Origin of the sequence: Pseudoalteromonas luteoviolacea (assembly GCF_000814765.1) — a bacterium.
GTDB lineage: Bacteria > Pseudomonadota > Gammaproteobacteria > Enterobacterales > Alteromonadaceae > Pseudoalteromonas > Pseudoalteromonas luteoviolacea_H.
Window position 1 is genome coordinate 136,199 of the sequence record NZ_JWIC01000005.1, and the last position, 12,098, is coordinate 148,296.

Here is a 12,098-nt window from a genome sequence, read left to right on the forward strand (position 1 = left end):
TAGCCAATACAATGCGCCCAGATAAACGAGGAAGCTTTTTATGACCGAACATCAAAATGTAGACCATCAAGAAATCGCAAAATTCGAAGAAATCGCTGAAAGATGGTGGGATACTGAAGGAGAATTTAAACCGCTACATGATATCAATCCGTTAAGATTAGACTTTATTAACGATAAAAGCGCAGGCCTGTTCTCGAAGCGAGTACTTGATGTTGGATGTGGCGGCGGGATCTTAACTGAAAGTATGGCTAAGCTTGGCGCAGAGGCCACTGGTATCGATATGGGCCAAGAGCCTTTAAATGTGGCTAAACTACACAGCTTAGAAAGTGGAGTTAATGTAGATTATCAAAAAATACCTGCTGAAGTTTTCGCTGAGCAGCACCCTGAACAGTTTGATGTCGTTACTTGTATGGAAATGTTAGAGCATGTGCCAGACCCGTCAGCCATCATTGCCGCTGTCGCAAAAGCCGCAAAGCCGGGAGCCAGCGTATTCTTTTCTACATTGAACAAAACACATAAAGCGTATCTGTTAGCAGTAGTAGCTGCTGAAAAACTGTTAAAAATGGTCCCTGAAGGTACGCATGATCATAACAAGTTCATTAGACCTTCGACGTTAATTGGCTGGGCAGAGCAACATGGACTAAAAGTGCGCGCTTCGGCAGGCATTAGTTATAACCCGTTCACAAAAACATTTACTTTAACAGATGACGTAAGCGTCAATTACTTACTTCATTTTGAGAAATTAGCATGACAAAAGCTGTTTTATTTGATTTAGACGGCACTTTACTCGATACCAGTGATGATTTAGGCGCTGCATTAAACCATGTACTCAAAGAACATGGTTTACCAACACTGTCTAAAAATGAGTACAGTCCCGCAATATCTGATGGTGTCAAAGCTTTGCTTGAAGTTGGCTTTAAAGAAAAGTTAAAGAACTATGACTTAGCGACCTTGAGGCAACAAGTTTTAGACTATTATGAAAGTAATATTGCGATTCATAGCCATTGCTTCACTGGCATTGACAAGCTCTTGCAACACTTACATCAAAATGGCGTTGCAGTGGGCATAGTAACCAATAAGCCAGAGTTTTTAACTTTTCCGCTGTTAAAACATATTGATACGCTAAAAAATATCAAAGTCGTTGTATGTGGTGATACGCTTGAGGTTGCTAAACCTAACCCTGATCCACTCTTGTTAGCCGCTGAGAAACTAGGTGTTCCTGCATCAAAAACGTTCTATGTCGGCGATGCTGAGCGTGATATCGCAGCAGCAAAGGCAGCCAATATGCGTTCAATAGCAGCACTGTGGGGCTTTATACCATCCTTAGAGGAGGCTCAGTCTTGGCAGGCCGATCTTAACTTAAACCACCCGACAGACATCATTTCGCACATATAGTGAGAAATTATAATTTGAGACACTACATATTGTGCCTTACACTTATTTGGGTAAAGAATTGAACATAAAAAAATCATTCAGTTTTTTTGCTAAAAAAAGGCAAAAATTACTGAACTGAAGTTGATTTTTTTACGCATTCAGACACCGTGGATAGCAGAAGGTTAGTAAATACTAACACAGGTAATTTATCCCAATGTTATCCACAATTTGAGTGAAGTTGTTCTATTGCAAAATAATATCAACCACACTATCTTGTGATGCACTTTCAAATAGGCACCATATCTAGTGGTGATTTCCTAGCCAATATAAGAATTTGGGAATACGGGCATAGCTTATGAACCAACAATTATCTGTCAGTAAAAGAAACGGTCGCAAAGAGCCGCTTGATTTAGATAAAATCCATCGTGTTATTACTTGGGCTGCCGAAGGCCTAGACAATGTTTCTGTTTCTCAAGTGGAACTGAAATCTCATATCCAGTTTTACGATGGGATCCGTACTGAAGATATTCATGAAACAATCATTAAAGCAGCTGCAGATTTAATATCTAAAGACACGCCAGATTATCAATATCTTGCAGCACGTCTAGCAGTGTTCCATTTAAGAAAAAAAGCATACGGTCAATTTGAGCCGCCGCACTTATATGATCATGTTGCTAAACTTGTCGACGACAAGCGCTACGACGAACACCTATTGAAAGATTATACTCGTGAAGAATTCAATGAGTTAAATGACTATATTGACCATAGTCGTGACATGACTTTTAGCTACGCTGCTGTAAAACAGCTAGAAGGTAAATATTTAGTACAAAACCGTGTTTCTGGTGAAATTTATGAAAGCGCGCAGTTTTTATACATATTAGTAGCTGCTAGCCTATTCTCAGATTATGAAAAAGAGACGCGTTTAGACTACATCAAACGATTTTATGACGCTGTTTCACAATTTAAAATCTCATTACCTACACCGATTATGGCGGGCGTTCGTACACCGACACGTCAGTTTAGTTCATGTGTACTGATTGAGTGTGACGATAGCCTAGACTCAATCAACGCTTCTTCTTCTGCCATTGTCAAATACGTGAGTCAACGTGCTGGGATCGGTGTTAATGCAGGTCGTATTCGTGCACTTGGTAGCCCTATCCGTAATGGTGAAGCTTTCCACACTGGCTGTATCCCATTCTACAAACACTTCCAAACAGCAGTGAAAAGCTGTTCACAAGGCGGTGTACGTGGTGGTGCTGCAACCTTATTCTACCCACTTTGGCACTTAGAAGTTGAAAACCTACTGGTTCTAAAAAATAACCGTGGTGTTGAAGAAAACCGTGTTCGTCACCTTGATTACGGTGTTCAGTTCAACAAAACGATGTATGCGCGTCTACTTAAAGATGATTACATCACTTTGTTTAGCCCTTCGGATACTCCGGGACTATACGATGCGTTCTTTGAAGACCAAGCGCTTTTCGAAGAGCTATATGTTAAGTATGAGCAAGATGAATCAATCCGTAAAAAGCGTATTAAAGCCATCGAATTATTCTCTATGTTTGCTCAAGAGCGTGCAAGCACAGGTCGTATTTATTTACAAAACGTTGACCACTGTAATACGCACAGCCCGTTTGACTCTAAAGTTGCGCCAATTCGTCAGTCTAACTTATGTTTAGAAATAGCACTTCCAACTAAGCCACTGAACAACGTAAATGACGCAGAAGGTGAAATTGCGCTATGTACACTGTCTGCATTTAACTTAGGTGCAATCGAAGATTTATCTGAGCTAGAAGAGCTTGCAGAACTTGCTGTACGTGCGCTTGATAACCTATTAGATTTCCAAGACTACCCTGTTCCAGCAGCACACACTGCAACAATGGGACGCCGTACTCTAGGTATTGGTGTTATTAACTTTGCTTATTACCTAGCTAAGAATGGCAAAAAATACTCAGACGGTAGCGCAAACGGCCTAACGCATAAAACGTTTGAAGCGATTCAATACTACTTGATGAAAGCGTCCAATGAGCTTGCAAAAGAGCGTGGAGCCTGTCCTAAGTTTAACGAAACAACATACTCTCAAGGTATTATGCCGATCGATACTTATAAAAAAGACATCGATGCAATCTGTGACGAGCCACTTCACCTTGATTGGGACGCACTTAGAGCAAGCGTGCAAGAGCATGGTATGAGAAACTCAACATTATCAGCACTAATGCCTTCTGAAACATCGTCGCAAATTTCAAATGCAACTAATGGTATTGAACCACCTCGTGGACATATCAGTGTTAAGGCAAGTAAAGACGGTATCTTAAAACAAGTTGTACCAGAATATGAGAAGCTGAAAGATCAGTATGAATTACTATGGGACATCCCTTCTAACGATGGTTACTTAGGCCTAGTTGGTATCATGCAAAAGTTTGTAGACCAAACTATCTCTGCGAATACAAACTATGACCCAACTAAGTTTGAAGGCGGTAAAGTACCGATGAAGCTATTGCTTAAAGACTTATTAACAGCATACAAGCTAGGGGTTAAGACACTTTACTACCACAACACACGTGATGGTGCTGCTGATGCCCAAGACGAGTTAAAGCCTGAGCCAGAAGATGATGGCTGTGAAGGCGGTGCTTGTAAGATCTAACAAGCATTATGATAAAAAGCCCAGCTTACAAGCTGGGCTTTTTAATATGAGCATACTTAATCCACACTACTCATTTTTAACCCTTATTTGATTACTTTAGCCTTTACACAGATATGCTGTGCTTTTTTACAAATCTGATAAAATGCACCATTTAGTGAGAGCTGATAGCAATTAAACAACGTATTTTGAGGTATTTGCCAAAAAGACGCCAATAACGGCGCTGCAGATCCAGTTGCTTGATCTTCTTTGCTCCCATATTGAGGAGCAAAATATCTAAAATACAACCCATTACTATCTAAGCCATCATTTGTAGTCACGAGCAATGCCCTGCGAGTGCATTTACTATATTCCTTGGCATCAAAGTCTAGTTCGATCAAGCTTTGTTTATTGGCTACTTGCGCAACAAAATAGCCGTCGCTAGGCTCTGTTTGCTTCACATAACTGAGGGCTTGATTAAAGAGCTGTGATACTTGAAGAAAATTCGCTGTCATTTCTAGCCTTATTTGAGGCAAACACATCCCATAAAAATTCTCACCCTTATTGAACACACGTATTACCTGATACGATGATTCAAAAGTGATTTCGTCCTGCCCTGTATCAAAATCACAGGTTAATACATCGGCCGCAGCAAGCGTCGCATGCCCACAAAATTGAATTTCCCCGTATGACGAAAACCATCGAATCCCATAATTCCCATTACCAAATTTAACAACAAAAGCGGTTGCAGCAACTTTGTTAATGATCGCAATACGATGAAGATATTGTGTGTCGTGAAACTCATCATGACCATCACATTTAGCCACAAATGCAAGATTTCCCATGCAATCATGCGAGCAAAATACTCGCCGAAGACCGCTCATTCTCATATTGAGTAACCCTAAACATGAGTTGTATCTATTTTAAAGGTTTAAGTACTGTAGGTGTATTTACGTACCTAAGACCAAATATTTATTAGCGATCTTCTTTGGCAACCTGCCATAAGGAGTCGACAAAATACGCATTGCTATCCGTAAAATGCTTCACCACTTTAAAACCCGTTTGTTGAGATAACTGATTTATATCTTTCGTTGAGAATTTATAAGAATACTCTAAATGAATCGCTTCATAGGCCTCAAATTGAAATGCTCGTTGTAGTGCCGAGATATAAACCTCTTGTTTTTCAGTAGACAGTACATAGCTTTCCATTGCCCCTAACACTGGATTGTAGACACCAAAATGTTGGAATTTTTCTAGCTTAAAATTAGCGCCTAACTCTTTGTTTATGCGACTCAATAAATTGAGATTAAACTGCGCAGTTAATCCATCTTCATCATTATAAGCAGCAGTAAGCCTCTGCACGTCTTTCTTTAAATCATACCCAATAAATATATAATCGTCGGCTTTAAGGCTAGCCCATAGCTTCCTAAGGAATCCAAGGCTTTGTTCACGATTAAAGTTGCCTATGTTTGAACCTAAAAATAAAACCAATTGCTTGTTAGTAGACTGGCCTCTTACCAACTTTAGCCCATCAAAATACTCGGCTATCACACCACGAATAGTCAGATTATCGTTCGGAACAATATTTTCTTGTAGCATGAGCATGGCTTTTTCTGAAATATCAATTGGATAAAAGTTCACCTTGCAGCCACTTTGCAAAAAACCATCAATAATGAGCTGGCTTTTGTGACCATCTCCAACACCAAGCTCAATAATATCGATTTCCTGCTCGTCAATGACATCAGCCAGTTGCTTTTTTATATTGGTGATGATTTCAACTTCTTTCGCAGTCAAATAGTAGTCTTTATGCTGAGTAATTTTTTGAAAAATTTCACTCCCCGTATCATCATAAAAGTACTTTGCTGACAGATGCTTGGGCATTGCACTTAACCCCGTTAATACATCAATTGCCAGCTGGTCATCAGGTGCCGCTTCTTCATGAGGGTTTTGCGTTAATAATCTAAAATGCGTCATTCAATATCCTTTGCGAGTCTGATGCCAGAAAACATCCAGCGCTGATGTGGTTGATAAAAGTTGCGATAACTATGTCTATAGTGCCCTGCGGGTGTTGCTACACACCCACCTTTCAAAACAAATTGATTACACATAAATTTGCCGTTGTACTCTGTTAACATCCCTTGATATGGCTTGTATCCCGGGTATCCAGAGTAATGGCTTTTGCTCCAGCACCAAACTTGGCCAAAACGTGCTTTGCTATTGTTGGGATGCATTATTAGCTGGCCTATGGTTTCGGCATTGACTAAATTTTGATTTAAATTGACGCTGTCCGCATGCATATAAATTTCTAATTCTTGCTCCGTTGGCAATCTCATGCCCACCCAATTTGCATAAGCATCCGCTTCAAAATAGCTAACATGGGTCACTGGTGCATTAAGGTCTAATTTCATCAAACCATATAGTGTAAACTCATACCATTGCCCCTCTATTTCACGCCAATAAAGCGGACTTTTGATACCATGTTGCTTTAACCAATCCCAGCCTAAACTCAGCCAGAATTCAGCCCTGTCATAACCACCAGCCTCAATAAATGAAAGAAATTCGCCATTTGTCACTGTGTTGTCAGCAATGATGAAGGGATAGCTGTAACTCTTATGTCTCGGTTTTTCATTGTCATAAGCAAACCCTTCTCCTTCAGCCCCAATCTCATATAGCCCCTCAGTGAAACTACACCATTGAGATTCAACCCTCTGTGCACACTCAAAGTGACTATCAAAGTACGTTGGAGCTAAAGGGTTGCAACCAAAGATATACTTGATATCCATCATGATCAGCTCTTGATGCTGCTGCTCATGATGTAACCCTATTTCCAAAAAGCGATAAACTGATTCATTCACCAGTTCTTGAGATAGTAATATCTGCATATGCTTATCAACATACTTTCTATATCGCTTAATTTCATCTACCGTTGGTCTTGATAAGTCTCCTCGATGACTTTGAAGCCAATGTTCACCGGCAGACTTGTAATAAGAATTGAATAGATATCGATACTGCTCGTCAAATCTGACGTAACTTGGCACGTTTTTTACCAGTATCAATTCCTCAAAAAACCAGGTTGTGTGTCCTAAGTGCCACTTTGGAGGGCTCACATCACAGCTCGGTTGGACAGTGTAGTCCTCGGCTTTCAAATTAGTACATAATGCGGTCGTGTGCTCGCGGATCCGGTGGTATTCACCCGTAAAATACCGAGCCTTTTCATGTAAACTTAAATGCAGCCAAGTCATAAACCGCCTAATTGTAAATTTTTATCGTTATCGTCTATGCATGGAGCAGCTTTGCCTATCCATGTTTTAGGATCGCATGTACTGCGATTATCGTGTCTGGTCAGTGGTATACAAAAGAATTACCTAGAATCAAATTATCATGCGCACATTTAACATTGTCTATGTCCCACATTGTGTCAAGTTTATGCATGGCACCCTTAGAAAATTCAACGCTCAATATTGAAACAAACAGTCGACCAAAAGACAGCCAGTCATACTTTTTAGTGTGACTGAATTAAATGACATTTTTATGAGAGAAAGGGTGAAGATAAATTCAGCTATCTACAGGTGAGTACGATGAAAAAGGATAACGATATACAAAATAAAAACGACCAAACAAAGTTGGCCGTAAGTTCTCATTGAGTTTAAGCGTAACAAGCACTAAATGAACTTTTTGATGATAAAATCTACTTTGACTCGTTTTGCCTGCCCTAAAATCTTTTGCACAGGTGCTGGATAATCTTGCAATGTTTCAATATCATCAGGCCCAGACAGTTTTCTGCAATGGGATAAAATCGCTTGCTTCTCAGTGTCAACAAAGGCTTTCAATTCTTGCGCTCTATCTTCTATTAGAATGCCATTTTCGATGTCTAAACCCCATGCTCTTGGGTTTAAATTGTGTCCTGTCATCAAGTGCACTTGATTATCTTGATTGATGCCTTTTAGATGGAATGAGTTGTCTCCGTCCTTCCATAGATACACATTGAGTAGTCCCTGCTCGATATACCTTTTTTGCGACTTTAGAAATTTATGTAAAATCCGCTCATACAAATAAGGCAGTGCGCCTATTCGACTGAACGGCTTATCTGGTGAGATATAAAAGTCATTCGCTGTCTTATCGCCAACAACAATAGTTACTGATTTACCTTGCTTTAACAGACGACGTAGTGAACGTAATAGAGGCGCCGGAAAGTTAAAATAAGGCGTATATAAAATCAGCTCTTGCTCTGTGGTATCAAAGAGTGTTTTGATTAATCTATTTAACTTATTTGTTCTTCGCCCAAAACCTAAAAACGCTCTAACGTTTAGTGCATTAGTTTCATCTGCTTCAGACATGTCATAATTTGCTCTTTTTAGTGAACGCATTAACTTTTTTTGAGCTAACTTAATTTCACTAAATGGCTTTAATGGTCTGCTATCAATTCTAGGCACAGCCTCTGAAGACAATAAGTGCTTTTCGATAAAGTCCGTGAAGCTATCAGCAAGTTTTGCGTTGTCGATAAGAAAATAGCGATCTAATCTATATCTATCCTCTTGATGTAAATAGACATCGTTAATACTCGCGCCACTGTAAAGTACGGTGTCATCAATCACAAACCCTTTCAAATGCAAAACACCAAAGAGTTCTTTCGCTTTAACAGGTACGCCATACACCGCTACATTTGAATTAAACTTTTCCAAATAGTCACAGTATAATCGTGCATTTCCTTCAGATTTTTCCTCACCGATCAGCCCTCGTTGCGCCCGATGAAAATCCACCAATATTTTAATGTCTAATTCTGGATTTTGAAGCGATGCATTATGCAACGCAGTTAATACTCCTTGGCCTGCCGTGTCATCTTGTAAATACAATGCAGCGATATAAATTCGCTTCTTTGCGTTACGAATAAGAGACAAAAGCTCGCTGTGATAATGCTTAGCGTCTGTTAAGACTCTACAGCTGCTCGCTTGGAGAGCAAAGCCAGAGTTGTCCTGCCAAAATGCCATATACACCTTTTAACTTTGGGCTACAGATAATTTAGTAGCAAAAAAAATTCTTTAAAACATAACAAAAAAAAATAGAAAGGTCATGAAGATCCGACAATTTACGCTTCATTGGCTTACTTTTCCATCAAGTACATTATATTTGACAAGATCAGAATTTCTAGATTTGCTTTATTTGATTTTTATTTTACTTCTGGGTTGATTTACTTAGAATCGGCATCATTGTAATGCTAATACTAAATTTTAGGATAGAAATTAATGAGTGATAAGCACTGTAAACTATTGATCCTTGGATCAGGCCCTGCTGGTTACACTGCCGCTGTTTACGCAGCACGTGCAAATTTAAACCCTGTATTAATCACGGGTATGCAACAAGGTGGTCAGCTAACAACAACAACAGAAGTAGAAAACTGGCCTGGCGATGCTCACGGTTTAACTGGTCCAGCTCTTATGGAGCGTATGAAAGAGCACGCTGAACGCTTTGAAACGGAAATTATTTTCGATCACATCAATAAAGTTGACGTGACAAAACGCCCGTTTACCCTTACAGGTGACCAAGGCACTTATACATGTGATGCTTTAATCATTGCAACAGGCGCATCTGCTAAATACCTTGGCCTTGAGTCTGAGACAAATTTCCAAGGTCGTGGCGTGTCAGCTTGTGCAACGTGTGATGGTTTCTTCTACAGAGGTCAGAAAGTGGCAGTAGTAGGCGGCGGTAACACAGCTGTTGAAGAAGCACTTTACCTTTCTAACATTGCAGACGAAGTGCATGTTGTTCACCGCAGAGATAGCTTCCGTAGTGAAAAGATTCTATCTGACCGTCTATTAGAGAAGGCGAAAAACGGCAATGTCGTTCTTCACTTCGATCGCACTTTAGACGAAGTACTTGGCGATGATATGGGTGTAACAGGTATTCGCATCAAAGATACGAATTCTGATGCAACTGAAGACCTAGACTTAGCTGGTGTATTCATCGCTATTGGTCATAAGCCAAATACAGACATGTTTGAAGGTCAGCTAGAAATGAAGGACGGCTACCTTGTTGTTGAGTCAGGCTTAAATGGTAATGCGACTCAAACTAGCGTAGAAGGTGTATTCGCTGCAGGTGATGTATCTGACCACATTTACCGTCAAGCTATCACATCAGCTGGTACAGGCTGTATGGCAGCCCTTGATGCAGAGCGTTATTTAGACAACCTTAAATAATGCCATAGCACGCCATAATTGATGGCGTGCTTTACTCTTCAATTTGCTAAACTTATTTTAGCTACCTTCTGATACGAAACTTAAGTCACCTATGACACAACAGTTGTTCCACTTATCTCTAACAGACTATATATTTCCGCCCTGTCACTATGCCTTAAAAGAACCCGATGGCTTACTCGCAATCGGCGGCTGCCTAAACACGCTCAGATTAAAAAAAGCCTATCAGCTCGGCATTTTCCCTTGGTTTAATGAGCGAGAGCCCATTATGTGGTGGTCGCCAAGTGAACGTGGAATAATTGAGTTTGATGACTTTCATATCGGCCGTACTCTTAGAAAAGCCAAAAATAAACTAAACCCTAGAGTTACGATCAACAGGGCATTTGAACAAGTCATTACACAGTGTAGAGAGCAGCGACTGAATGACGAAGGTACTTGGATCAACAAAAACATGTTAAAAGCATACTGCCAAGCCCACCAAGAAGGCTTTGCCCACAGCTTAGAGGTTTGGGTTGATGGCGAATTAGCAGGAGGCCTTTACGGCATAATGGTTTCTGGTGTCTTTTGTGGTGAATCCATGTTTCACAGTCAACCCAATGCATCTAAATTAGCGATGTGGGCATTGGTAAATTGGCTAAAAAAGCACAATGCCCATTTTATAGATTGCCAATTAGATAACCCTTATTTGAGCTCAATGGGCGCAAAAGTCATTCCCAGAGATGAATTTTTGACTAAACTAAAAGGAGCAAGTGGATATCACCCTGTACAAACCATGTGGCAACCACAAGACATAGGGGCAATATATGACTGAACACTTTCCTTCTAAAATAGGCCTCAGTCAACAGTTTGATTGCAGCTACTTACCAGATAGAAAAGAGCAGCTATTGGTAATTTTAGACAGTGAATGCTACACAGCAACGCGGTTTGAAGCATTATTATCGTTAGGTTTTAGACGCAGTGGCGACCAAATATATCGCCCTCATTGCCCATTATGTAGTGCCTGCCAATCTATACGTGTACTAGCGAAACACTATACACCTTCCAAATCACAAAAGCGGAAATTCAATAAAATACACAGCGACTACAGTGTAAAAGTCAGCTTTGAAGAGAAAGATAACTATTTTCCACTTTACGAAAAATACATAAACTTAAGACACAGCGATGGCACAATGTTCCCACCAAATAGGTTACAGTATGAAAGCTTCCTATTTTGTCGTTGGATGCCTATCTCATTCATCGAGCTATGGCATAAAAACACCCTCATTGCTGTTGCAGTAACTGACACTATGCCAAATGCATTATCGGCAATTTACACCTTCTTTGATCCTGAATTTGAGCACCTAAGTCTAGGTACAATCATGATAATGGCCCAAATTGAACTGGCCAATGCAGAAAATAAAGACTTCGTTTATTTAGGTTATCAAATAGACGAATGTAAAAAAATGCGCTACAAAAAGCAGTTTTCACCTGCTCAACAGCTTAAAGAAGATACATGGGTAAATATTTAAGTTACTAATTTAAGCTCTTACCTTTACTTATTGTGTGCTTTTGGGCAAAATCTCCAACGATAAACTTATACAGAGGTGATACGCTCCAAATGGCGAAAGAAGACGTTATTGAAATGCAAGGCACGGTCCTTGATACTTTACCAAATACAATGTTCCGTGTTGAATTAGAAAATGGTCACGTAGTTGTGGCTCATATTTCTGGTAAGATGCGCAAAAACTACATCCGTATTTTAACAGGTGACAAGGTCACTGTAGAATTAACTCCTTACGATTTAAGCAAGGGTCGCATCGTTTTCCGTGCACGTTAATTCTACCGTCTCGCCAGCATCATTTTGATGCTATAAGACGTATGTAGCAAAAAACCTAGCCTTGGCTAGGTTTTTTGCTTTTAAAGCATGGTAAAGATAT

The 12,098-nt window shown here is 39.9% G+C and carries 11 protein-coding genes; 7 read left to right on the forward strand and 4 right to left on the reverse strand.

Annotated elements, in window-relative coordinates; genetic code table 11:
- Window positions 1-40 precede the first annotated feature (40 nt).
- The 3 genes from ubiG (at window position 41) to nrdA (ending at window position 4,015) form a co-directional block, all read left to right on the forward strand.
- Window positions 41-751, forward strand: coding sequence for a bifunctional 2-polyprenyl-6-hydroxyphenol methylase/3-demethylubiquinol 3-O-methyltransferase UbiG (gene ubiG, locus JF50_RS08180; RefSeq protein ID WP_039608977.1), 711 nt, complete (start codon window positions 41-43; stop codon window positions 749-751).
- On the forward strand, window positions 748-1,395 hold the full coding sequence (locus JF50_RS08185) for an HAD family hydrolase (RefSeq protein WP_039608978.1): 648 nt from the start codon (window positions 748-750) through the stop codon (window positions 1,393-1,395). The genes ubiG and JF50_RS08185 overlap by 4 nt, the downstream gene beginning before the upstream one ends.
- Before the next feature lie 334 nt (window positions 1,396-1,729).
- Window positions 1,730-4,015, forward strand: coding sequence for a class 1a ribonucleoside-diphosphate reductase subunit alpha (gene nrdA / locus JF50_RS08190; protein WP_039608979.1), 2,286 nt, complete (start codon window positions 1,730-1,732; stop codon window positions 4,013-4,015).
- A gap of 83 nt (window positions 4,016-4,098) precedes the next feature.
- Here the strand turns inward: nrdA and JF50_RS08195 are convergent, their stop codons facing one another.
- The 4 genes from JF50_RS08195 to pssA all read right to left on the reverse strand — a co-directional run bounded on the left by JF50_RS08195 (window position 4,099) and on the right by pssA (window position 8,979).
- Complete coding sequence (locus JF50_RS08195) at window positions 4,099-4,881, reverse strand: PhzF family phenazine biosynthesis protein (RefSeq protein WP_080760164.1); 783 nt, start codon at window positions 4,879-4,881, stop codon at window positions 4,099-4,101.
- Between the two features lie 85 nt (window positions 4,882-4,966).
- On the reverse strand, window positions 4,967-5,965 hold the full coding sequence (locus JF50_RS08200; RefSeq protein ID WP_052262189.1) for an L-histidine N(alpha)-methyltransferase: 999 nt from the start codon (window positions 5,963-5,965) through the stop codon (window positions 4,967-4,969).
- Window positions 5,962-7,233: an ergothioneine biosynthesis protein EgtB gene (gene egtB, locus JF50_RS08205; protein WP_039608981.1), complete on the reverse strand. Its 1,272-nt coding sequence runs from the start codon at window positions 7,231-7,233 to the stop codon at window positions 5,962-5,964. Before egtB ends, JF50_RS08200 begins: the two co-directional genes overlap by 4 nt.
- A 420-nt stretch (window positions 7,234-7,653) precedes the next feature.
- On the reverse strand, window positions 7,654-8,979 hold the full coding sequence (gene pssA / locus JF50_RS08210) for a CDP-diacylglycerol--serine O-phosphatidyltransferase (RefSeq protein WP_039608982.1): 1,326 nt from the start codon (window positions 8,977-8,979) through the stop codon (window positions 7,654-7,656).
- 255 nt (window positions 8,980-9,234) lie between these two features.
- On the opposite strand from pssA, the gene trxB reads away from it, so the two are divergent.
- The 4 genes from trxB to infA all read left to right on the forward strand — a co-directional run bounded on the left by trxB (window position 9,235) and on the right by infA (window position 11,998).
- Window positions 9,235-10,185, forward strand: a complete 951-nt coding sequence (gene trxB / locus JF50_RS08215; RefSeq protein WP_039608983.1) for a thioredoxin-disulfide reductase — start codon at window positions 9,235-9,237, stop codon at window positions 10,183-10,185.
- Window positions 10,186-10,276: 91 nt separating this feature from the next.
- A complete protein-coding gene (aat, locus tag JF50_RS08220) occupies window positions 10,277-10,993 on the forward strand; it encodes a leucyl/phenylalanyl-tRNA--protein transferase (protein ID WP_039608984.1) in 717 nt (238 codons plus the stop codon).
- Complete coding sequence (locus tag JF50_RS08225) at window positions 10,986-11,690, forward strand: arginyltransferase (RefSeq protein WP_039608985.1); 705 nt, start codon at window positions 10,986-10,988, stop codon at window positions 11,688-11,690. The genes aat and JF50_RS08225 overlap by 8 nt, the downstream gene beginning before the upstream one ends.
- A gap of 89 nt (window positions 11,691-11,779) precedes the next feature.
- Entirely contained in the window at window positions 11,780-11,998 is a 219-nt protein-coding gene (gene infA / locus JF50_RS08230) for a translation initiation factor IF-1 (protein ID WP_010560183.1), read from the forward strand.
- Window positions 11,999-12,098: the final 100 nt, after the last annotated feature.

Excerpts from the sequence above, each read along its gene's own strand:
- JF50_RS08200 (WP_052262189.1), bottom strand. The coding sequence starts at position 5,965 with ATGACGCATTTTAGATTATTAACGCAAAACCCTCATGAAGAAGCGGCA.
- JF50_RS08185 (WP_039608978.1), top strand. The coding sequence starts at position 748 with ATGACAAAAGCTGTTTTATTTGATTTAGACGGCACTTTACTCGATACC.
- aat (WP_039608984.1), top strand. The coding sequence starts at position 10,277 with ATGACACAACAGTTGTTCCACTTATCTCTAACAGACTATATATTTCCG.
- trxB (WP_039608983.1), top strand. The coding sequence starts at position 9,235 with ATGAGTGATAAGCACTGTAAACTATTGATCCTTGGATCAGGCCCTGCT.
- ubiG (WP_039608977.1), top strand. The coding sequence starts at position 41 with ATGACCGAACATCAAAATGTAGACCATCAAGAAATCGCAAAATTCGAA.
- pssA (WP_039608982.1), bottom strand. The coding sequence starts at position 8,979 with ATGGCATTTTGGCAGGACAACTCTGGCTTTGCTCTCCAAGCGAGCAGC.
- egtB (WP_039608981.1), bottom strand. The coding sequence starts at position 7,233 with ATGACTTGGCTGCATTTAAGTTTACATGAAAAGGCTCGGTATTTTACG.
- JF50_RS08225 (WP_039608985.1), top strand. The coding sequence starts at position 10,986 with ATGACTGAACACTTTCCTTCTAAAATAGGCCTCAGTCAACAGTTTGAT.
- nrdA (WP_039608979.1), top strand. The coding sequence starts at position 1,730 with ATGAACCAACAATTATCTGTCAGTAAAAGAAACGGTCGCAAAGAGCCG.
- infA (WP_010560183.1), top strand. The coding sequence starts at position 11,780 with ATGGCGAAAGAAGACGTTATTGAAATGCAAGGCACGGTCCTTGATACT.
- JF50_RS08195 (WP_080760164.1), bottom strand. The coding sequence starts at position 4,881 with ATGAGAATGAGCGGTCTTCGGCGAGTATTTTGCTCGCATGATTGCATG.